The organism is Clostridium mobile (assembly GCF_018918285.1).
Lineage (GTDB): Bacteria > Bacillota > Clostridia > Clostridiales > Clostridiaceae > Clostridium_AW > Clostridium_AW mobile.
The window spans coordinates 173,066-196,595 of the sequence record NZ_JAHLQF010000002.1 but is presented as its reverse complement, the minus strand read 5'-3'; the positions used below and the strand labels follow the sequence as shown (position 1 = coordinate 196,595).

Annotated in this window: 19 protein-coding genes; 5 read left to right on the top strand and 14 right to left on the bottom strand. The window is 29.6% G+C overall.

Annotation, left to right across the window (positions count from 1 at the left end; all coding sequences use genetic code 11):
* Positions 1 to 7 precede the first annotated feature (7 nt).
* From KQI86_RS06855 to KQI86_RS06845, 3 genes are all read right to left on the bottom strand, one after another.
* Positions 8 to 1,597: a ClC family H(+)/Cl(-) exchange transporter gene (locus KQI86_RS06855; protein ID WP_216438540.1), complete on the bottom strand. Its 1,590-nt coding sequence runs from the start codon at positions 1,595 to 1,597 to the stop codon at positions 8 to 10.
* A 97-nt stretch (positions 1,598 to 1,694) separates the two neighbouring features.
* Positions 1,695 to 2,429 (bottom strand): hypothetical protein, encoded by a 735-nt coding sequence (locus KQI86_RS06850; protein ID WP_216438539.1) that lies wholly within the window; start codon positions 2,427 to 2,429, stop codon positions 1,695 to 1,697.
* 62 nt (positions 2,430 to 2,491) lie between these two features.
* On the bottom strand, positions 2,492 to 2,827 hold the full coding sequence (locus tag KQI86_RS06845) for a PadR family transcriptional regulator (RefSeq protein ID WP_246582710.1): 336 nt from the start codon (positions 2,825 to 2,827) through the stop codon (positions 2,492 to 2,494).
* Between the two features lie 173 nt (positions 2,828 to 3,000).
* On the opposite strand from KQI86_RS06845, the gene KQI86_RS06840 reads away from it, so the two are divergent.
* Positions 3,001 to 3,855 (top strand): hypothetical protein, encoded by an 855-nt coding sequence (locus KQI86_RS06840; protein WP_216438538.1) that lies wholly within the window; start codon positions 3,001 to 3,003, stop codon positions 3,853 to 3,855.
* Between the two features lie 136 nt (positions 3,856 to 3,991).
* Here KQI86_RS06840 and KQI86_RS06835 read toward each other — a convergent pair whose 3' ends face one another.
* Positions 3,992 to 5,947, bottom strand: coding sequence for a WG repeat-containing protein (locus tag KQI86_RS06835; protein ID WP_216438537.1), 1,956 nt, complete (start codon positions 5,945 to 5,947; stop codon positions 3,992 to 3,994).
* A 146-nt stretch (positions 5,948 to 6,093) separates the two neighbouring features.
* Here KQI86_RS06835 and KQI86_RS06830 point away from each other — a divergent pair, with 146 nt between their 5' ends.
* Positions 6,094 to 8,109, top strand: a complete 2,016-nt coding sequence (locus KQI86_RS06830; protein ID WP_216438536.1) for a methyl-accepting chemotaxis protein — start codon at positions 6,094 to 6,096, stop codon at positions 8,107 to 8,109.
* 184 nt (positions 8,110 to 8,293) lie between these two features.
* Here KQI86_RS06830 and KQI86_RS06825 read toward each other — a convergent pair whose 3' ends face one another.
* The 4 genes from KQI86_RS06825 to KQI86_RS06810 form a co-directional block, all read right to left on the bottom strand.
* On the bottom strand, positions 8,294 to 9,535 hold the full coding sequence (locus tag KQI86_RS06825) for a HAMP domain-containing sensor histidine kinase (RefSeq protein ID WP_216438535.1): 1,242 nt from the start codon (positions 9,533 to 9,535) through the stop codon (positions 8,294 to 8,296).
* A gap of 6 nt (positions 9,536 to 9,541) precedes the next feature.
* A complete protein-coding gene (locus KQI86_RS06820; RefSeq protein ID WP_216438534.1) occupies positions 9,542 to 10,237 on the bottom strand; it encodes a response regulator transcription factor in 696 nt (231 codons plus the stop codon).
* A 571-nt stretch (positions 10,238 to 10,808) separates the two neighbouring features.
* Complete coding sequence (locus KQI86_RS06815) at positions 10,809 to 13,316, bottom strand: ABC transporter permease (protein ID WP_216438533.1); 2,508 nt, start codon at positions 13,314 to 13,316, stop codon at positions 10,809 to 10,811.
* A gap of 12 nt (positions 13,317 to 13,328) precedes the next feature.
* Entirely contained in the window at positions 13,329 to 14,015 is a 687-nt protein-coding gene (locus KQI86_RS06810; RefSeq protein WP_216438532.1) for an ABC transporter ATP-binding protein, read from the bottom strand.
* 627 nt (positions 14,016 to 14,642) lie between these two features.
* Here KQI86_RS06810 and KQI86_RS06805 point away from each other — a divergent pair.
* A complete protein-coding gene (locus tag KQI86_RS06805; RefSeq protein ID WP_216438531.1) occupies positions 14,643 to 15,443 on the top strand; it encodes a CAP domain-containing protein in 801 nt (266 codons plus the stop codon).
* 226 nt (positions 15,444 to 15,669) lie between these two features.
* Here KQI86_RS06805 and KQI86_RS06800 read toward each other — a convergent pair whose 3' ends face one another.
* Positions 15,670 to 15,870, bottom strand: coding sequence for a hypothetical protein (locus tag KQI86_RS06800; RefSeq protein ID WP_216438530.1), 201 nt, complete (start codon positions 15,868 to 15,870; stop codon positions 15,670 to 15,672).
* Positions 15,871 to 16,183: 313 nt separating this feature from the next.
* Here KQI86_RS06800 and KQI86_RS06795 point away from each other — a divergent pair, with 313 nt between their 5' ends.
* On the top strand, positions 16,184 to 16,351 hold the full coding sequence (locus KQI86_RS06795) for a hypothetical protein (RefSeq protein ID WP_216438529.1): 168 nt from the start codon (positions 16,184 to 16,186) through the stop codon (positions 16,349 to 16,351).
* 106 nt (positions 16,352 to 16,457) lie between these two features.
* Here the strand turns inward: KQI86_RS06795 and KQI86_RS06790 are convergent, their stop codons facing one another.
* From KQI86_RS06790 to hcp, 5 genes are all read right to left on the bottom strand, one after another.
* The gene (locus tag KQI86_RS06790; protein WP_216438528.1) at positions 16,458 to 16,664 is read right to left on the bottom strand and encodes a LexA family protein; all 207 of its coding nucleotides are present in this window, start codon (positions 16,662 to 16,664) and stop codon (positions 16,458 to 16,460) included.
* A gap of 977 nt (positions 16,665 to 17,641) precedes the next feature.
* Positions 17,642 to 18,148 (bottom strand): hypothetical protein, encoded by a 507-nt coding sequence (locus KQI86_RS06785; RefSeq protein ID WP_216438527.1) that lies wholly within the window; start codon positions 18,146 to 18,148, stop codon positions 17,642 to 17,644.
* 454 nt (positions 18,149 to 18,602) lie between these two features.
* Positions 18,603 to 18,980 carry a PH domain-containing protein gene (locus KQI86_RS06780; RefSeq protein ID WP_216438526.1) on the bottom strand — a complete coding sequence of 126 codons (378 nt, stop codon included), beginning with the start codon at positions 18,978 to 18,980 and terminating at the stop codon, positions 18,603 to 18,605.
* A 235-nt stretch (positions 18,981 to 19,215) separates the two neighbouring features.
* The gene (locus tag KQI86_RS06775) at positions 19,216 to 19,917 is read right to left on the bottom strand and encodes a TVP38/TMEM64 family protein (RefSeq protein ID WP_216438525.1); all 702 of its coding nucleotides are present in this window, start codon (positions 19,915 to 19,917) and stop codon (positions 19,216 to 19,218) included.
* A 255-nt stretch (positions 19,918 to 20,172) separates the two neighbouring features.
* Positions 20,173 to 21,888 carry a hydroxylamine reductase gene (gene hcp, locus KQI86_RS06770; RefSeq protein ID WP_216438524.1) on the bottom strand — a complete coding sequence of 572 codons (1,716 nt, stop codon included), beginning with the start codon at positions 21,886 to 21,888 and terminating at the stop codon, positions 20,173 to 20,175.
* Positions 21,889 to 22,133: 245 nt separating this feature from the next.
* Here hcp and KQI86_RS06765 point away from each other — a divergent pair, with 245 nt between their 5' ends.
* A complete protein-coding gene (locus KQI86_RS06765) occupies positions 22,134 to 22,607 on the top strand; it encodes a hypothetical protein (RefSeq protein WP_216438523.1) in 474 nt (157 codons plus the stop codon).
* Positions 22,608 to 23,530: the final 923 nt, after the last annotated feature.

Here is a 23,530-nt window from a genome sequence, read left to right as displayed (position 1 = left end):
TACTCAGTTATATCAACTGAGTATTTTCTGCATTTTCTTCCCCCATAGAAAGGAGCTTACATTTCACCTTACATGCCACCTCTTCACTAGAGAGTATAATTAGTCTATCCCCTTCTAGTATTTTAGTTTCTCCCTTTGGTATTATCTCATTATCTAATCTATTAATTCCAACTATCAAACACCCTTCTGGCCATAAAACTTCTTTAATTTGTTTGCATTCAAGTTCTGACCCTGGTGATATGGGTATCTCCATTATTATTTTTTTATTTCCATCCCCTGTTATATCCTTCTTACCTTTTTTATGAAGAATTTTTTCTAGTAAAGAATCATAAATAGGTTTTACTTCAAGTAAATCAACAACTAAATAGGCTAATGCAACAACAACCATTAATTCTAAAAAATTATTAAAGGAATTAGTCATTTCTAAAATCAAGATACTTCCAGTAATAGGCGCCTTAGTTATAGCAGTAAAATAAGCCGCCATAGCTAATATCACAAAATTAATAACATAGTTTGTTGATAAACCAAAATAATCAACTAGTATTAATCCGTAAACTTTTCCCATAAGAGCTCCAATTACAAGAAGGGGTAAAAATATCCCTCCTGGCACTCCTGATCCATAACATACAATGGTAAATAAAAATTTTATCACTATAAACAATAAAAGTGTTGTAATTAAAAACTGCTGCTGCCCTAATTTTTCTACTAATTCATGACCTCCACCTAACATATCTGGCATAAATAGACCTAATATTCCCGCTAATAAAAATGGAATTATAGGTTTGTATCTATCCTTAACTCCGGTAAGATTACCGTATATATCCTGAATCTTCAATAAAGAATAATTAAAAAACCCACCTGCTATAGCAATAATTATCCCTAATGGAATTAAATATAAATATTGATTTATTGGCAAAGGGGTAACCTCTGCAAATTTAAATGCCGGCTTTAACCCGAAAAATTTAGTGGAAACAAAGTTTGCAACAAGACTTGCTCCCATTGTAGAGACTAATATCAAAGGAGTAAAGTTCTTGTGTAATTCCTCCAATGAGAAAACTACTCCAGCCAAAGGAGCGCTGAATGCCGCAGCAAGCCCTGCAGTGGCACCACTTGTAATTAAATATTTTTCCTCTGTTTGGTGTCTTTTTAATATTCTACTGACTCCTAAACCTACTTGTGATCCTAATTGTATTGATGGACCTTCCCTACCTAAGGATAAACCTAATCCAGGTGCGATTATGCCTCCAAAAAACTTAGCTAAAAGTTCTTTTAACCAATCCATCTTTAATTGTCTTAAAAATACACCTTTAACCTGGGGTATACCGCTCCCTTTTATCATTGGAATCTTCTCTATCAACAATCCTAGAGTTAAACCTACCCCTGCTAATATAATAAACCATCCTAGTGTGTATACACGTGAATTGGATTTCAAAAATAACAATACAGTTTCCCTAAACTCGCTAACCTGATTTAGCAATAACCTATAAGCTACTATAATAATTCCAGCTAAAAGTCCAACAAGCATGCCTTCCATAGCCACTTTAAATTTACAATTATTATAATGTTTTATAGAATTACCACTACTGCTTTTTTCCATTTTATCTCCTTCTAACTCTAAAATTATAATTTTTTCCTATTAAAATTATAATTTCAATCGAAGATTTTGTCAATAAAATACATAAAATCACTAATTTTTACAATATTTTTATTAAAGACTCAATTATTTTACTAACTATACTATTAATATTAGGATATAAGCTTTTAATTTTATCCATTATTTCTCCAATATTTTTGTGGTAATGTGGATAAACAAACTGTCCACTACCTCTTTCTTTATATACCGCCACTATTCCCTTAGCTGCTCCCCCTATAGCAACATTACCTACAGCTACTCCTCCTATAGCAAAATGTTTGGCTATAGATATTCCTCCAAGGCTTAAATAATAAGCCATAGAAATTCCACCAACGGATATTAATGTTGATGCACTTATAGCACCTAGGCTAAATAAAAGCCCTAATGCTAATGCACCTAGAGAAATAACCCCTAAAGAAAGTCCTCCAAGTGCGATTATACCTACAGCTACAGGCCCAATAGCTACTATTCCTCTGGCTACTCCAAGTCCATTCACTACATGTACTAATGGCAGTCCTGCTATCTTTAATTCTGATTTATATTCATAATATCCTCTTCTTCCATTATAATTATTTTTGCTGTAAGAATTTTTATATTCTAGCTGAAGGTTTTCTCTAAATTCCTCTGCTATATCATCAACTTCTCCCATTAATATATAAGGGTCTTCCTCTCCTGTTTCATCCCATTTCATCATAAGAGTGTCTATTAAATCTTCCCTTATTTTTTTAGCAGTTTTTCTATCACATCCAATTTTATTTATGACTTTATCTGTATAAAGCCTGAATTTTTCTCTCATAAAATCCCTCTCCTCTAAATTTACACATCTTTTTTAATTTTATAATGCAATGGTCTAAGACTCTAAATATCTAATATTTTATTAGTTACAGAGTAAAATCTTTGCCAACTATCTAATTGATCCTCTAGCTCCCTACGCCCTCTGTCGGTTATTTTATAATACTTTCTCGGAACCTTTCTTCCTTCTAAAGATGTAACAGTATAACTTTCTATCCAGCCATTATCTTCTAATCTATATAGTACTGGATAGAGAGAACCTTCTTTTAGTTTATAATATCCACTGCTATAATCATCTAGAAGTTGAATAAGTTCATATCCATACATATCCTTAGAATTAATTAATTTTAATGCTAAAATAGTCAATACACCCTTTTTTAGCTGGTTATCTACATCTGCCAATTTATCACCTCCACCATACTTAGTAATACTAATTATATTGTATCACTAAGTATATGTATAAAACAAGACTTAATCTTAAAATATTTTAATTACATACAATAAAAAGTAACAAAATTTGGAATACAAGCATAAAATAACAATGAAGTAAATAAATGAATTCACGAGGTGTGTTAATGAATAGTTATAATAACCCTTCTATGAAATGTGGTATATGCGAAAATAAACCAATAAAGGAAACAAAACCCATAAAAGAAATGAAGCCTAAAAAAGAAGTGAAAGCTAAAAAGGAAAAGAGACCTATGTGTCCAATCTGTGGTGGAATGCATCCTATGCATGAAATGATGGCTGAACACTATATGCCTATGTGCGATATGGAATCTATGTATGATATGGATGATATGGATGATATGGAACATATGCATATACATTATATGCATCCTATGTATGGAATGATGCCTATGCACCATATGCCTATGTGCGATATGGAATCCATGAATCCTATGCACGGAATGATGCCTATGCACAATATGCCTATGTGGGATATGGAATCTATGAATCCTATGCACGGAATGATGCCTATGCACAATATGCCTATGTGGGATATGGAATCTATGAATCCTATGCAGGGTATGATGCCTATGAGCAATATGCCTATGTGGGATATGGAATCTATGAATCCTATGCAGGGTATGATGCCTATGAGCAATATGCCTATGTGGGGTATGGAATCTATGAATCCTATGCAGGGTATGATGCCTATGAGCAATATGCCTATGTGGGGTATGGAATCTATGAATCCTATGCACGGAATGATGCCTATGAACAATATGCCTATGTACGGCATGGAATCCATAAGTCCTATGCAAGCTATGATGCCTATGCCTAATATGCCTATGTGGGGAATGCATCCTATGCATTTAATGCCATGTGACGTAAAATCTTTAGATCCCATGCAATCAATGATGCCTACGAACCCTATGCATTCAATGCCAAATATGAAATCACTTTGTGATATGGATGATGATTAAAATTATTATTAATCTATAATAGACTGCACTTCCTATTTAAGATAAATTAAAAAGGACCAATTGCTTATTTTGTAAGAAATTGGTCCTTTTTAATATTTTAATATACTACTGAAAATATAATGTTTTAAATATTATATTAAATTTCATGTGTATTTGAACTATAATGATATGACCTCCAAAAGTCACCATTAGTATTAATAATATTCATTATTTCATTATAAGGTATTTTAAAGGTTGGAAATCCTGCTGCATACGGCGCTATTTCATAGGGCTCAAAATAAATATACAATGAATTTTCATCTACATAAAAAGGTTGATCAGCCTTTATTCCTTTGTAAGCATCCGGAAATACATATGAATACTCTGGATTGTTTTTTATTTGTTCTCCTATTATATCGCTCAGTACTTTTACATAATCACTATCTCCTTTGAATAAATCCTTTAACTCATAAAATCTTCCCGATACTAAATCAATATGTGGATAGTTTTTGCTTGGCATTCCGTGGGCAGCACCAAAATAATAGATATATCCTGTAAGTTCAAGAACTAATAAATTCTTTTTAAAAAACTCAATTTCAAAATCACCATAGTAGGTGTAATCCAACTGAAGATTTGGATCTATAGGTTTAACTGCAGACAATTCTTTTAATTTGTCGTTTACCTTCATCTCCGCTTCTTTATTCTTCATTCCCATAACCTGTGGATAATAAACTAGGTAGTCTTTATTAGGTTTATATTTTTCTTCTCTTACTTTATATCGATCATTCAATGGTATAATTTCATTTTGCTGCCAAATAATCTTCCCTTCCCTATTTAAATACATTAATCTATAGTCTACATCAGCTTTTATTAATCCATTTAGTAGCTCTAAAGTCCCTGATCCTCTTACTCCTGGTAAAGTCCTTACTACATTTCCGCTTTTATCTATAAAGAAAGTATATTGATCATTAGTTGCGGAGGCTAATCCCCTTCTATATTCTGTAACAGTATTATAAATAAAATTAGTAAAGAATTTTCCATAAGCACAAGCAATAGCATATTTTGAGCCTTGGAAAGGTTCTTCTGGATTGATTGCCATTCCTACAGCATACCTGTCTTCTCCCAAATCAATAATATCGTTATATTCAGCTTTGATTATATAATTTTCTCTTTTATCTATTAACCCATACTTATTAATATAATCCTGTGAAATATTTACTATAGCCCTGTCCTCGTGAAAAGGGAGTGCTATAGAATATTTAGGCTCTATTACAACTTTTCCATTTATATCTATATATCCATAATTACCACCTATATTAGGTTGAAAAGGTAGAAGTCCATCCCCTAAATTCCCAACAAAGGCATATTTATAAGTGTTTATTATGTTTCCATTTCTATCTATTAGGGCATATTCACCTTCTCTTAATTTTACTACAGCTTTTCCATTATTAAAATCCCTAGCCTCTTCATATTTAGCAGGAATTATTTCCTTTCCTTCTAAATCTAAGTATCCATAAATGTAATTGCCACTGCTGTCTGTGTTGGCGAACACAGCTCTTCCCTCTCTATAGCTTGACATGTAATTATATGCTTTATTTGTTATTACTCTTCCTTTTTCATCAATTACTTTAAAACCATCTTTATCAATCACCACTGAGCGTCCCTCATAAAATTGTCCTATAGAACCATATTTAGGCTCTACAATATAGTCACCTGCTCTATTGATAATTCCATAAAGGCCATTTAAACCTACAACTGCAAGGCCATTTTCTTGAAAAGCATTAGCATCATCATAAATAGGTTTAATAGCTAATTCTCCTCTCTCATTTATATATCCCCACTTTGTACCTCTTACTGTTTTAACTGATGCAGGATATATATTCTCTATATTTCTTTGATATTCCTTATTGCTATTATTCTCTAATGAATTGTAGTAATCCTCTAGGGTATTTTCTAAAATAGCAATATAATCCTCTCCACGCCATTGGTACTTAACTATTATTTTTCCCGCATTTCCTCTAGTCTCTTCCATGTATATGGATATGGACAAAACTTTGGCATTAGGAGGCATATGTTTTTCTACCTTATTTAATAAATGATATTCATAATTCATAATTCAAACATTCCCATTAATTACTATTTAAATTTATTATATGAGAATAGATTTTTATATGTGCTAATTTAATGTTAGCGTATTAACATAATTATCATATGGTGGTATAATCTCCTAGTGTACATTTTTAACATAGGAGGTAATATATGAATAAAAAACACAGCAATAAACGGAAATTCAATTTAAACACTATTGGATTTAAATTAACATCAATCATAATTATTTTATGTATAATTCCTTTATACGTATCAGGGTTTTTATCTTATAAAAAATCCTATTCTGTTATAGAAAATAATTTTAAAGTCACCTCTCAACAAACGTTATTAGAGGTAAATAGAGGATTAGATAATTATTTTGATAGATTTGAAACCCAATTAAATATGTTATCTAAAGATACTCATTTTACTAGTATAGAAGAAAATCCAGAGCATGCTCCTTTTATAAAATCTTTATTAGAAGGTGTAACTAAAGCAAATGATGACATTATTGGAGCTTATTTTGGAACTGAATCTAAAAAATTCTTTCAATATCCTGATGATAGTCTTCAAGGAAATTATGATGTACAGTCAAGGAAATGGTATTCGGATGCAGTAAAAAATAAAGGAAGGGTAACTTATTGTGAGCCCTATAATGACATAATAACAGGTAATTTGGTAATATCCGTTTCAAAAACCGTGGAGAAAAACGGTGAGATTATTGGGGTAATTTCTATAGACTTAGATATGAATAAAATTTCCAACAAACTTTCTCAAACGAAAATAGGTAAAGAAGGATATGTATTCATTTTTAATCCTGCAGGAACTATGTTGGCTCATCCAGATACTGAAATTATAGGTAAAAATGACGTAACTAAGCAAAGTTTTTGGGAAGATGTATCATATAAGCTTAACGGTATTGCAGAATATGACTATAATGGATCAAATAAAATAGGAATTTATGATACTAATTCAAAAACCGGTTGGAGATTAATGGCCTCATTAGATGAAAATGAATTTTTATCTGATGTTAACACCTTAAGAAATACTTCTCTATTTTTAATTATAATTTCCACTTTAATTTGTGCTTTAGTTTCTATACTTATAGCTAGAGAATTAGTAAAAAATATTAATAAAATTAAAGATTCAATGGAAAAAGCCTCTAAAGGGGATTTAACCACAAATGTATCTGTAAATACTAAAGATGAATTTTTGGAATTAGCAAATAGCTTTAATAAAATGATGGTTAGTATTTCAGCTTTAATAAAAAATACTGATAAATCTTCAATGGTGGTTTTAGAGACCTCAGATAGTTTTGTTAAGATAGCAAAGGAAACTTCTGAAGCTATTAACGGAATGGCTTCTACTATGCAGGAAATTTCAACAGGTACCTCTGAACAAGCTAAAAGTACAGAAGAAGGTTCCCTAGCTATTAATGATCTTTCTGATAAAATAGGAAACATAAATCAATACACTATAGAAGTTGATTCAATAGTAGGTAAAACTAATGATATTACTAATGGTGGATTAATTATTGTTGAAGATCTTACTGAAAAATCAAGAGAAACCCTTAATTCCTCTCTAGAAGTTAGCAAAATAGTAGGTGAAGTAAATTCTAGCTCAGAACATATTAACGCTATTACAGAAACTATTACAAATATAACAGAACAGACCAACTTACTTGCTTTAAATGCAGCTATTGAAGCCGCAAGAGCAGGAGAAGCAGGAAAAGGATTTTCCGTAGTAGCAGAAGAAATAAGAAAACTAGCAGAACAATCAAGAGATTCCGCCAAAGAAATAAAGGAAATAATAAGTGAAATGCAGCAAAAATCAAAGGAAGCTGTTATTGCTATGGATAAATCAGAGAAATTTGTACAAGCACAAGAATCTTCTGTTAAAGAAACAGAAAAAATATTTAATGACATACTTAAATCAATGCAAGTTATTACAGAAAAGGTTTCTGGAATTAAAAATCTAGCACTAAACTTAGAAGAAAACAAAATAAACATAATCAATCAAATGGAAAATATCTCTGCAATATCTGAAGAAAATGCTGCAGGAACAGAGGAAGTTACCGCTTCAACAGAAGAAGTGGCAGCAACTATGGACCAATTTGTATCTCAAGCTAATAACCTTAAAGAATTAGTAGCAGATTTAGAGACAGAGATAAATAAATTTAAGATTTAATATATTTATTTTTAGATATATTTTATAACAGTGTTGATAATATAATATTTTAAGGGAAGTCAATTTTTAGACTTCCCTTAATTTTTATATTTTTTCATATCTCTACATATATAAGCAATATAAATAATCTTTTCTTTATACCTTAAAAGGATTAGTTACTAAATTATACTTATAAAAACTATCTTTAATATTTAAAAAAAGTAACAATAAAAGTAGTTCCTACATCTATGGTACTTTTTACTTCTATAGTTCCATTATGTGATTCTATAATAGATTTTGCTAAAGCAAGTCCAATACCTATAGAATCAGTTTTCTTTGAAGTCTTACCTTTATAAAACCTTTTGAAAATATTAGGTAAATCCTCTTCTCTTATACCTTCTCCCATATCTGATATGGTAGCTCTCCTATAAACAAGGTTCTCCGATAGTTCTATGGTTATTTCTCCTCCCTTTGGACTATGCTCTATGCTGTTTTTAATAATGTTAATCAAAGCTTCTTCAACCCACAGTTTATCGTGAGAAAAAACCATCTCTTCTTTTTCAATGACATTAATTGTCAACCCCATCTCTAAAGCCTTACTTTCTAGAGCTTCTAAAGAATCATTTAAGGTATCATTTAAACTTAATTCTTCTTTATTGAACTCTATTGCATTTGCGTCCAATTTAGCTAACTTTAATATACTTTTAATTAGCCATTCCATTCTACTAAGTTGGTTTTGATTATTTACTAAGAAGATCTCTCTTTGCTCTTTACTCAAATCTTTTTTTAGCATTATATCATTGTATACTATCATAGAAGAAAGAGGGGTTTTTAGTTGATGGGATATATCCGATAATAAATTCACTAAAAACTCCTTTTCCTGCTGTAATTGTTCTAAGTTGTTTCTAATTATTTCTCTCATAGAATTAAAGGAAGTGGCAAGTTTAGCAAACTCCCCTTCAGTATCTTCTTCAATAGCTATATCATAATCTCCATCTACTACTTTTTTCGCCCCCAGTGTTAATCTTCTAATTTTTTTATAAATAGATATATGTTGAAAATAGTTAACAATGAGTATTGTAGCTATCATAAGAATAAATATAAATATAGTATAGTAATTATTTTTCTGTATAGTTTTATTTATATAAGGAAAAAACTGATTTTCTAAATTCTTACTCACTCCATATTGAATTAAAATAGCCTTTCCTTTATCCATCTCTTCTTTTGATGCTTCCTTTGAAATAAGAGGCATAATTTCTTTTTCTAAATCAGGTTCTTTTTCTATTACCCTTGCAGCAATTGCCCCTAAGCTTTTTGTATAATCTTCTTTTAACTGATAATGATGATATTTTAGTACAACGCATGTAATAATAAAAAATACACTCATCAAAGATGCTAAGATAATAGAGCTTCTCTTAAGCTCAGGATTGACAAAATGCTCGTTCATAATAATCTACTCCTTAATTACATCCATGTTCCATTTATAACCCATTCCTCTTTGAGTAACTATAAAATCAGGTTCTTTGGGATTATCTTCTATTTTTTCTCTTATTCTTTTTATATAAACAGATAAAGTATTTTCGTCAAAGAAAGGCTCTTCTCCCTCTAATAATTCTGTTAATATATTCTCTCTTTTCATTAAAATATGTGGTTTATTCATAAAAACTAATAGTAATTTATATTCCTGAGAAGTAAGTGTTATATTTTCTTCGTTTTTCTTTACTATTGCTGTTGATGTATCCACTAATATATTACCGCTTCTAAACTTTGTTCCCGTCACCATATTTTTAGAATTTCTTCTTATCAAAGCCTTTATTCTGGAGAGTAATTCCCTTACTCTAAAGGGCTTTGTTATGTAGTCATCTCCCCCTATTTCAAGTCCTAAAACTACGTTAACTTCATCATCACAAGCAGTTAAGAATATTATGGGCACTTCACTACTTTTTCTTATGAATTTGCATAGGTCGTACCCATTTCCATCTGGTAAATTTATATCCAATATAATTAAACTAAACTCCTCACTATTTAATCCCTTTTTCGCATCTTCAACAGTGGCAACTCTTATAACTTCATACCCTTCATCCTTTAAAGTAAATTCTATACCAAGAGCCAAGGACTCATCATCTTCCACTAATAATAATCTATTCATATATTTCACCTCTCATTAATTATATATTAACCCTTACTTAGATAAAAGATAACCTTATATTAAACAGAGAATCTACAATGGAAAATTAATTATATCCAATTGGTTTCTCAGTTATAGTTTTTTACAAAAATAGTTTAGTTTCTTAAATAGAGAGCTAAATATGTAGTGAAGCCGTTCCAGAAAAAGTCGCTATTTCACTACATGCTTAGCTCTTTTGTGTTTTCCAAATATTTATTTTCATAATTTCGTTGTGAAAAATTTAAAAATGCTATGTAATGCGGCCTATGCATTTGAGCAAAATCTAGAAATTCTTAATTTTTTTAGAACAATACCGTTAAAATGCTGCACATGTTTGACTGAAAGGAGTTTGTTGAAAAATTAAATGATTTCTCAATTATAAATTTCCACAAAAGTAATTAGATATCTAAAAATGAGGAACTGAGATACATAATGATGTCCCCCTGAAACAAAGGCGACCCTCCACCATATACCTCAATTCCTTTATATTTTACAACTATATTATTAAACATGAATTTTTAAAATAAATTTTCATATGAGAAATTCTTTAAATCTAAAATTCTTCCCTAATGCCATCAATTACATTTTCTTTTTCTATTCTTCTTAGTGGAGCAAGCACTGATATATATCCAATTATTAAAGCTGCTATTCCTGCAATACCTATTGCGCTCCAAGGTATCTGCCAACCAAACTCTCTTACATTAGACATACCCCCAAACATTGCGTAGGATAAAGCAGAGCCTATAATTGAGCCATAAATTGTACCCACTATACCATATAAAAATCCTTCTAATACTATCATTTTCTTTAATCCTTTTTGGGTTAATCCTATAGCTTTTAAAGTACCAAACTCCCTTTTTCTCAATATGATATTTGTAGTTAAAGTGTTTACAATATTTACACTGCTAATTAGAGACACAACTATAACAAATCCATATAACAGGATCTTTACCATTAATATTGCTGAATTACCTTTTGCATTAGCGTCTATATAATTTATTATTCTCAATGAAGTATTGGATTTTACAACTCCTTCTATTTCCCCTTTGGCCTTTTCTCCATTTTTATCATTTTTATCATCTTTTATTATTATATTTAATTCTGAAGGATTTATCTCTTTTACTCCCGATAGGTTTTTAGCAACTTCCTCTGTAGTTACCATCTTTAACCCCTGTTGACTTCCTCTAAAATAAAAAGGATCCCTTTCTAAAATTGCCACTATCTTAACCTTTTTTACTTTACCTTTTCCAAACTCTAAATCGCCTTGTGATGAATCACTATATTGAAGTTCAATTTCATCTCCAACCTTCATATTTGCAACGGGGCCATAAAAGCTATTTTGTGTCTCAGTATTATATACTCTATTCTTTCCAATTAATATTACGCCATTTTCTTTATTTAACTTTTCTTTATCAATACTTCCACTTTTTAAATATTTTTTAGATGCTTCTAAGGCCTCATCATCATAAATTGCCATAGAAGATCTCATAAGGGTTTTATCTACATCATCTAACTTTATATGCTCATAAATTCCCTCAATATTTTGAACATCCTTATTCTCTTTATTTTTATCAATGACAGTAAGAAAATCATGATTAAAATACACTTTGTAAACTTTATCTACAGAACTTAGTTCTTTTAAATCCTTTATTATTGCCTCATCAATAGTAAAATCATTTATAATACCATCGTTATTCCTTACTATTGAAAAACTAGTTTTTGAAGATTCATTAAGATCATTGCCTACATTTAATGACATATCCATAAAGGATTTAAAGGTAATAAATAGAACCACACTGATTGCTATAGAAAAAATCGTTACTCTATATCTTTTTTTATTTCTTTTTATATTTTTAGAAGCTAGTGCTCCTTCAAAACCAAATAACGTTCCTATGATTAAGCTTTTTCTTCTTTTAATATTTTCTTTAGTTATTGAGTTTCTACTGCTTATGGCTAAAAGCGGTGAAAGTTTTCCCGCAAAATGTGCTGGTATAAATGCGGATATATATATAGTCAATATTCCTAATAATGCACTTATTCCTAAGACTTTAGGAGAGACTGAAAATTTTATAGGTACTGCTCCAAACATATCTTTAGCAAGTAAATCAAAGGCTATACCAATACCATATATGGCTATAACACCACATAGTAATCCAATAGGTATACCAATTAATGCTAATACAGTTGCTTCTCTAAATATTATATTTCTAATTTGTTTTGGTGTAGTACCTACTGCTCTTAAAAGTCCAAATTGTTTTATTCTTTCTACTACACTTATATAAAATGCATTATATATTACAGCTATAGTTGCTATTACAACTATTCCAATTATTATTGCAACAGTTATATAAAGTCCTCCTAAGCTTGAGTTAAATCCTCCAGCACCCTGCATTTCTAGGAGATATGCATTTTCTATAGCCTTTCCTTCTGGTACTAATTCTTTTAATTCTTTTACTGCTTTTTTTAAGTTTGCTTTTGGATTTATTTCCACAAGCATAGTAGCTCCCTCTGTTTCCACCTTATCTTCTTTCCTTAGCAGCATCCCTTTAAAATCCACTTGATTTTTCATAACATCATCTAGTATACCTACTAGCTTATACTCTTTATCTTCAATTTTAATTTTATCTCCAATTTTAATTTTATTGTCTATAAAATCTAATACCCATTTTTCCGCTGCCACTTCTTCAGGCCCATTTGGAAACTTACCTTCTTTAATTCTATATGGTGTTAATTCAAGGGCTGCATCTGTTGCTACTACCTCCTCTATAGGTAAATCTTTAAATGCCATTTCCTCACCAATTCTATACATTCCGCTCCTAGAAACCTTAGGGTTATTCCTCAGCTTTAGAGCTAAGCTTTCATTTACATCTTCATATGCTACATGATAGGAGCCATATGTTCTTTTCATATCTTCTATCTGTAAATCCTGTAATCCTTTCAAGAAAAGTCCAATGGAAGATATCAATGCAATAGATAAAATTATTCCGATAATGGCAAGTATAGTTCTTTTCTTATTCCCTTTTAAATATTTTCCTGTAAGCTGTTTATAATTAGTTATCATGCCCTCACCCCCCTAGTTACTTTTCAATTTTTTATCCGAAGTTATTTCTCCATCTGCAATAGTAATTATTCTATCTGCCATAGAAGCTAAATTAATGTCATGAGTTATAAGTATTAATGTTTGATTATACTTTTTTGCAGTGAACTTTAATAGTTCAATAACTTCTTTTGAATTTTTACTATCTAGGTTTCCAGTAGGTTCATCAGCAAGTATTATAGATGGCTTATTAAGTAGCGCTCTACCTATTGAAACTCTTTGTTGTTGTCCCCCTGATAACTCTGAAGGCAAGTGACTTTTTCTATCTTTAAGCCCAAGTATTTCTATAAGTTCCTCTAAATATTTTTTATCTATTTTATCCTTATCTAATAGAGCTGGAAGAGCTATATTCTCTTCTACATCTAAAACTGGTATTAAATTAAAAAATTGAAATACAAAACCTATTTTTCTTCTTCTAAATATTGCAAGCTTTTCTTCTTTATAATTATAAATGCTTTCCCCATCTATAATCACTTTTCCATTAGTAGGTCTATCTAGTCCACCTAAAAGGTGAAGTAAAGTACTTTTTCCTGAACCAGATGCCCCAACAATGGCTACAAACTCTCCTTTTGTAACAGATAAATTTACATTCTTAAGGGCCTCTACCTTATTACTTCCTTTACCATATATTTTACTTAAGTTTTCCACCTTTAATATTTCCATCCCTATCTCTCCCTTTAATATTTTATATACACACTTATTTACACACACAGTTCCTATCGAGCCTTATTTCATTTTCATAAACCTTCTATAAGTTTAAGTAGTCCTCATACCTATCTTTTCATGTAAGATAAACTTAAAATCAACTTATAAATAAAGCTCTATGTATAAAAAGTTTTACTTATTTATGAAGTTTAGCTCTAGCATGCCATGTTAACATTATACTTTACTCTTATTATCCACTCCATGTCACTTTACTTACAAAGAAAAAACTAATCTTACCAATATGTAAGATTGAAAGGTATGCTTAAAATATAATCCTATCTTTCCCATAAAATAAAAACCCTAGAATTATTCCAGGATTTTTGAATATTTTCCTTAAAAAACGTCATAATTAATATTAGTGGGGCAATAGTGCAATGTATTTTATTACTGGGCAGCGTAGCTAGTAGTATTATGCATTGCACTTTTTAAGTTTTAGATAAACTTCAGATGTCTATTTTTTTCTATAGATATTTAAAAAGGTGGGAGAAATTTGATGTTCTTCCACAACATTACCTTGGACATGCCTCCCTACCTAACGTATAATATGAGTTAATTCCAAAAAAAAATTTTAAGGTAGGTGTTACAATGAATAAATCTTCCATAAGAAAACTTATGGCTACTTCAGTGCTTACTGCAGTAATAACAATGTCTAATATGCAATTTGTATCTGCACAAGGTATTAATCGCTCAACTTGTGAGGTTAAACCTACTACTTCAGTTACATCTAAGTATAAAATAAACTGGAGCAAAATTAATGCTAACTTTGACAAAAATAAGCCTAACTATGGCACAGAAGTAAAAAAGACTTCTAATGGTAATACTGACTGCGAAAAGACAAACTCAAATAAAAATACTAACACTAACACTAACACTAACACTAACAAGAATACTAACACTAACACAAACAAGAATACAGACAAGAACACTAACACTAATACAAATACTAATGGAAACACAAATTCTCAAACTGAGACAACTAACACTAATTCAAGTATAAGTGCATTCGAACAAGAAGTAATTACACTTGTTAATGCAGAAAGAGCAAAAGCTAACTTGCCAGCACTTAAAGCTAATCAAGAGCTTTCAAAGGTAGCAAGAGTTAAATCTCAAGATATGATTGACAAAAACTATTTTTCACATACATCACCAACTTATGGCTCACCATTTGATATGATGAAAAAGTTTGGGATAAAATACTCTGCAGCAGGTGAAAACATAGCTTATGGACAACCTACACCTAAAGCGGTTGTGGATGGATGGATGAATTCACCTGGACATAGAGCTAACATATTAAGTAAATCTTTCACTGAAATAGGAGTTGGAGTAGCTAAGAAGTCTAATGGAACATACTATTGGACTCAAATGTTTATAAATCCAGCTAAATAGATATATAAATAAATAATAGGAACTGCTAAGGCAGTTCCTATTATTTTAACATTATTTATTATTTTAATATTGATAAGTTCTAACTTTTCTTTAATATGTTTTCTAGCTCATTTGCGTTTGTCTTATATTTAAAACAAACATCATACATATTATATTCTATGTTATTTCCACATCATATATATCGGAATACCCAATTTAGGAGCTAATTCTCATATTTTATTATCTTTTATCGTCTTATAGTAACATTTGCTATAGATTTTTTATTAATAAAAAATCTATACAAATCTGTTTCATATTCAAATAATCTTTCATCTCCAGTATCTCTTAACCATTTAGTAAGCTCTTCAATCTCCTCTTTATTCATTCTATAGTTATCTTCTTCGCCTGAAGTATATGCTATTGTCACATTCGGTAATTCACCATACATAATATCCCCTCCCATAAAATTTATATTCATTCTACAAATAATTTATTCTTTTTTATACTAATAAATTATTAAGACAAAAGCATTTTTATTACCCTTGATAGAGATATTTAACATTATAGACTACTTTCTATTATTTCTTCATCTTTTTTAATTGTAACTTAAAATATTCACATCCTGTGTTCTTAGTGAATAATCTTTGTAACTTTGTCAATACTTAAAATATCCTACTAAAGATTAAAAAGTTATTTGCCAAAGATGCTAATTATGCACGCCTGATAAATAATTAAGAAATTATTTAAAAGGGGGATTTATAATGAAGCATCTAACAGTAGGTCTTTGTGCACTATCCATATTTGCACTTTCCGTACATTATAAAATAGTCAAAATAGACCTAAAACCTCTTCATAAAAATGCATGGAATATTGTTATATGGATAGCCAGTCTAACGCTAGGAGCGATAATATCCTCTTTGCTTAAGTAGACTGAAAGGCAACTTCTATTTATAGAGGTTGCCTTTTGCATTTCTTAATAATATTAATTCTTTATATAATACTAATTTTTTATGTAATTTTTTATTTTAAATAGTTTTATTCTATTATTTTAATGGACCTAGGTGATCTCTCTATTCTCTCAATGCACCCTTTTCTCTCTAACCGGTTTAAATAATCGCTAACAGTAGCCGTTGATCTTAATTCCAACATACTAGCCAATTCTCTAATAGTCGGAGGTATTTTATTATCATCTATGTATCTCTTTATAGTATTGAGTACTCTCTCTTCTTTTTTAGTTAACATTACGTATCCCCTCTTTTAGCATATTATGTATTTATTATATCGAACATATGTTCTTTTGTAAAGTGTATGCTCCTATTTAGCTTTATAATTTCATTATTTAAAACTTAAAAATGCTATGTAATGTGCCCTATGCACTTGAGCAAAATCTAGAAATTCTTAATTTATTTTAGAAAGATACCGTTAAGATGCTGTACATCTTTGACCGAAGGGAGTTTGTCAACTATAAGTTTTTACAAGAATAATTAGGTATGCAAAAAAGGGGACCTAAGTACATAATGACGTCACTTCAGAAAAAGGCGTTCCTCATATTATATACTCAGATCCCTTATGTTTTATAAATATATTTTCATAGATATGAATTTCTACAGAGATAATCTGTTGTACCAAATAGAGAGCTAAGCATATAGTGAAGCCGCTCCGGAAAAAGTCGCTATTTCACTACATGTTTAGCTCTTTTGTATTTCACAAATCTTTAAAGATGCTTAGATTAATAGATGATAGATTTAGCGTAAATCCCTTTAAGATGATTTCTTCATTATCTAAACATCTAACTAAATAGCATGCAACTGATTTTTTTCTAAATCATTTATCTTTATAATTTTATTATGTAAAACTTAAAAATGCTATGTAATGTGTCCTATGCATTTTTGCGAAAGCTACAGAAACATTGCGTAACATTTTTGATTTATTGTAACCTTAAAATTTTATCAAGTCCTTATTTTTATGAAATATAAAAAGCATAAAATCCAACCATTATTACTGATAGTCCCATAAACAAAAGGAATAGTTTTCTATAATTCATAAATATATCCTCCCTATAATTAAGATATCTGTTTATATCTCTTTTATAACTATCTTCTCATAATTATAGTGAAATTATACCTATATTTTACTTATTACTCTATATCACAGCTCTTACAATAAATTTTACAATCTTACAATTTAGTAATTTTCGTATTATCTAGCTTTTATAATTATTAATTCTTGATAATATATCTCTCAAGCAGTTCTTCTGCCTCTTCCATCTGTTCATCTTCCACTTGAAATTCTATATCAACAAGTGAATTTCTAAATCCCAAGATTTTAAGTTTTATTTTATTTTCATCTATCCATTGATGATTTTTAATTTTATTCCATTTATAAAAAGTAGAAACTCTATCATTACCTATTGATATTCCCCCTTCTCTTATTCCTAGGGAATGCTTTTTTATAATAATATTGTAAATACCTATTTGCAAGTAAAGTATAAATTTCATTAATTCATCCCAATATATTTCTTTATACTTCAAATAATCTATAAAATTCCTAAATAAAACTATACTTATTAATATTACGAATCCAGTCATAATAGTAGGATGCTCCTTACGATCTGTTGCTAACAGTAGTTTACCTCTAGTAATTATTTCATATGTACCAGTAGATATACAAAAAAATAATAATATATTCCCGAAAATTAAAATTTGCATCTCTTTAGTTATACTCATTCCATCACCCCATTTTAATTGTAACACACCTTCCTTAAATTAACATTATTTACAGGTTTTCTATCAAGTCCATTTATCCGATGACTACCATCCGTAATACTCCCATCGCACTCTGTGAAAGCGATTCACATAAAATCAAAGATTTTAGTTCTCTGCTTTTCTACAAGTGGGAGATATTAGAACTCTTGAGCTTCAGCGATTTAGAGTTCTTATGCTGTGCATAACGGATGCTACGTCCCTGGATAAGTTCTTCCCCTAAAGGATAAGGATTTCTAAGAAGCAAAGCTTCTAAGAACTCTCTTAATAACCTTCAGTTGGAGTAAGTATTCCTTTTAAGCAAACTCCATCTGAAGCTAAGAATCACTTGATAAGTAAATATAAAAAACAGCCTATGTATGTATAATCATTACTCTTACATAAGCTGTTTGCTTTATAAATTTAAAGTTCTATTAATTTATCTTAGTGCATATTCCGCTAGTACACTTTGAAGTTCATAAATATCTAAGCTCTTATTGAATTGCTTTTGTATCGGCATTTGTGTACCTGATATCCATATTTTTAGCTCTGCATCCAAGTCAAAATGTCCTGAAGTTTCTATGCTAAAATGAGTTATAGCTCTATATGGAATTGAATGATACTCAGTTTTCTTTCCTGTAACACCTTGTTTGTCCACCATAATCAATCTTTTATTTGTAAATATAAACATATCTCTAATTAGTCTATATGCTTTTTCAACTCTTTCACTAGAAGATAATATTTTTGAATATTCCTTTTCTACATTCTCTATAGTTACTTCTGAAGCATTACCCATTAATCCATCAAATATTCCCATTTAAAAATCCTCCTTCAATATAAACATATTTACATTATATATTACATTCTATTATTAATACTATATTAAATCTAAAAAAATTACTAGTAAAAGTATACAAATATATATAATAAAAGAAATTTACTACGGTAGCAAATTTCTTTTATTTCAGTAACTTATCTTGATTATCAATAATTTTTCTATTATTATCCTCTAATAAATCCACAGGATTTGATGAAGAAATAAACTGTAATTTTTAATTCACTTTTTCTAAACTTTTAACTATAGTTTCTTTAAATATTACTCCGATTAGAAAAACTACTAATATTATAATTGTTCCTATAATTATCATGGATTTATTTCCCAAAGCTAAACTTTGACCATAATAACAAGACATTATCAAGGCGGGCATTCTACCTAAAGTTGAATATAAAATAAAATCTTTTAAACTTATTTTACTCAATCCACATAAAAAAGTTAATACATCCTTAGGTATACCAGGCAATAAATATATTAAAAATACTATTAAATTTATCTTTTTGCAATTAAGTATTTTTTGAAATTTTGTTTTAATGCCATTAGGTATAAGTTTATCTACTAGTTTTTCTTTATATTTCTTAGTAAGCAAAAACAAAATCACGGCTCCTATATTAATGCCTATTATGGAAAGTATGGTTCCCCTTACAGTTCCAAAAATATATCCCCCAGCAGCTTGCGTAATTTCCCCAGGTATTATAAATATTACAACTTGAATTATTTGTAATATAATAAATACAATTTTAGATAGAGGACCAAAGGAAGTAATAAACTCTTTAATCTGTTTCTGATCTCTTAACATATTAAATATATGCTCTAATTCTTTCCTAAATATATATCCCAATGCAATAAAGAATAGAAGTGTCATAATTAATATAATAATTGATTTATACCTATTTAATAATTCTTTAGCTTTTTTCATTAGATTACCCACCTATTATCTGAAATTTTTATTTAATAAGACAATATTAATATATATTTCTTAATTTCAGCTTCTACATTTCTTAAAATTTTATTAAAGAATTATTAATTATAAAAAATATCTACTTTTTGCGTGGGTTTTCTACAAAATTAACGTTATATATCCCTTTAATTTTTTTAGAAGTATATTTAACTATACAAATTTTAATAAATTTACTAACAGAAAAGGACAGGTTTAAACCTGCCCTTTTAAATATTATTCTCCTAAGAACATCTTCATGTCATCTTCTACGTTAGTTATTCCACCTATTCCAAAGTTTTCTACTAAAACATTAGCCACATTTGGGGATAGGAATGCTGGTAGAGTTGGTCCTAGATGAATATTTTTTACTCCTAAGTGTAGTAATGCAAGCAATACTATAACAGCCTTTTGCTCATACCAAGCTATATTGTAAGCTATTGGTAGCTCATTTACATCATCTAATCCAAATACTTCTTTTAATTTCAATGCTATTAAAGCTAAGGAGTATGAGTCATTACATTGACCTGCATCTAATACTCTTGGAATTCCTCCAATGTCTCCTAAGTTTAATTTATTGTATTTGTACTTAGCACATCCTGCTGTTAGGATTACTGTATCCTTTGGAAGTTTTTCAGCAAATTCTGTGTAGTAATTTCTGCTCTTAGCTCTTCCATCACATCCAGCCATAACAAAGAACTTCTTTATAGCACCGTTCTTAACTGCATCAACAACCTTGTCAGCTAATGCAAATACCTGGTTATGAGCAAATCCACCAATGATTTCTCCTTTTTCTATTTCAATTGGAGTAGCACATTTCTTTGCATGTTCTATTATAACTGAGAAGTCTTTTTCACCTTTTTCATTAGCATCTATATGTTTTAATCCGTCGAATCCAACTACACCTGTTGTATAAACTCTATCTTTATATGAATCCTTAGGTGGAACTAGGCAGTTTGTTGTCATAAGTATTGGTCCATTAAATTTTTCAAATTCTTCAGTTTGTTTCCACCAAGCATTTCCGTAGTTTCCTGCAAAGTGTGAATATTTCTTGAATGCTGGGTAGTAGTGAGCTGGAAGCATTTCGCTGTGTGTATAAACGTCTACTCCAGTTCCTTCTGTTTGCTCTAATAATTGTTCTAAATCTCTTAAATCATGTCCACTTATTAATATTCCTGGGTTATTTCTAACTCCGATATTAACCTTTGTAAGTTCTGGATGTCCATAGCTTTCAGTATTAGCTTTATCAAGTATAGCCATACCTTCTACCCCATATTTACCTGTCTCTAAAGTTAAAGCTACTAAATCATCTACTGTTAAAGTATCATCTAAAGTTGCTGCTAATGCTCTATGCATAAATTCAAATATCTCATTATTTCTATATTTCAAGTTGTGAGCATGTTCGATATATGCAGCTAATCCTTTTAATCCGTATGTTATAAGTTCTCTTAAAGATCTTACATCTTCATTTTTAGTTGCTAATACTCCAACTGTTTCTGCTTTAGCATTAAATTCTTCTATATTATCAGCAAACCAAGTAGCCGCATCTGGTAACTTTGATTCTTCTTCTTTTTTGAATCCTACAAATGAAAGCATCTTATTTAACCAATTTTCATTAGCATTTGAATTTTCTAGAGTTACACCAGCTTTTATAAGTTCCTGTTTTAATTCTTCTCTTAGTTTTAAACCTTTTTTGATTCTTTCGATAAATACATTTCTGTCAAAGTTTGCATTAGTTATTGTAGCAAATAAACTTTCCATTATGAAAGTATCTACTTCTTCATTAACTATTCCAACTTCTCTTCCTTTTGAAGCATATACTGCAATTCCTTTTACTACATATATTAATAAATCTTGAGCTTTTGCTAAATTTTCGTCTTTACCACAAACACCTTTTATTGTGCAGCCCTTACATCCTGCTGCTTCTTGACATTGATAACAAAACATACTCATTATTCATTCCTCCATATTTATAATTTTATTATTTTTGTCTTATTTATTTATAACTTTATTTATTTTTCTTTCGTTAACTTGTCCCTTTCACAATTTAAATTATACTAAACTAATCTACTTTAAATCGGTAACCTATGTTACAAAATCAAAAAAATTATCATATTTTACATATTTATTTATTTGATTTTATGCACATAATAATAAATGTTAAAGGTTTTAAAAAAAATATTAGGGAGGTTAGCAAAATGCTTATAAAAAATTTAAAAAAATTTGCAGCATTAGGCCTTTTTATATCACTTGGAATAAGTTCTACAACCTTTGCTTTATCAAACCCTGATTCAAATGAAATAAAAAATCCTGATAAAAAAATCGAGGACTCCAAGGATAGAACGGGATGTAAAGAAAGAAAAAATAAACACAAGAACTTTATTGACCCAGCAACTATGAAAGAATTAGGAATAACTAATGATGATATTCGTTCTGCAAGAGAATCAGGTAAAACACTATTTGATATCGCTAAAGAGAAAAAAGGTTTAAGCGAAAAAGAAGTTAAGGAAATCATTATAAAGAATAGAACTGAGAGAATTAATAAAAAAGTTGAAGAAGGTAAAATTCCTAAGGAAAAAGCAGATAACATTTTATTAAAAATGAGATCAAATATTGAAAAATGGGATGGAAGTTTAACTTCTCCTAGAGCTGATAAAGAAACTTGTAAATAACTATAATATTTCAAAAATGTATTCTTGAAATTAAGTTATTAAAATTTAGTTTTACAATTGTAATTTCAAGTAAAGATATTCGATTATCCAAATAGAAACTGAGGTACATAGTGACGTCGCTTCAAAAAAGCGCTCCTCCTACTATATACCTCAGTTCTTTTATGTTTTAGAAATGTATTTTCAAATATGTATTGTAGTAAATTATTTTCACATTTATAAGTTTCTACAAAAGTAATTGGGTTTCTCAAACAGAGAGCTAAGCATATAGTAAAGCCGCTCCGGAAAAAGTCGCTTTTTCACTATATACTTAGCTCTTTTAGGTTTTGCAAATTAGTTTCTCAACTATAAATTTTTACAATAATAATTAAGTATCCAAAATTAGAACTAAGTACATAATAACGTCACTTCAAAAAAGGCGTTCCTTCTATTATATACTTAGTTCTCTTATGTTTTAAAAATATATTTCTAAATTATAAATTTCTACAATGATAATTTAGCTTCTCAAATATTTATCTTTATGATTTATTGTTCAAAACCTTAAAATGCTATGTGATGCACCCTATGCATTTGAGCAAAATCTAGAGATTCTTAATTTATTTTAGAAAGCACCGTTAAGATGCTGTACATGTTTGACCGAAGGGAGTTTGTCAGCATTAAGGAGTTTTCTAAAATAAATTTTAGAAGTTCTTATTGCAGCGAATCAGCATAAAAAGCATTGCATAGCATTTTTTTTGTTGAAACCCTAAATTTATTTCCCAATGATAAGTTTATCCAAAAGGAGAGCTAAGCACATAGTGAAGTCGCTCCAATAAAAAGTCGCTATTTCCCTACATACTTAGCTCTTTTGAGTTTTACAAATCTATTCTCAAAGTCAGATATGCCAATGACTTTAAGTTACATTTTTTTCTATAATTTCTTTAAAA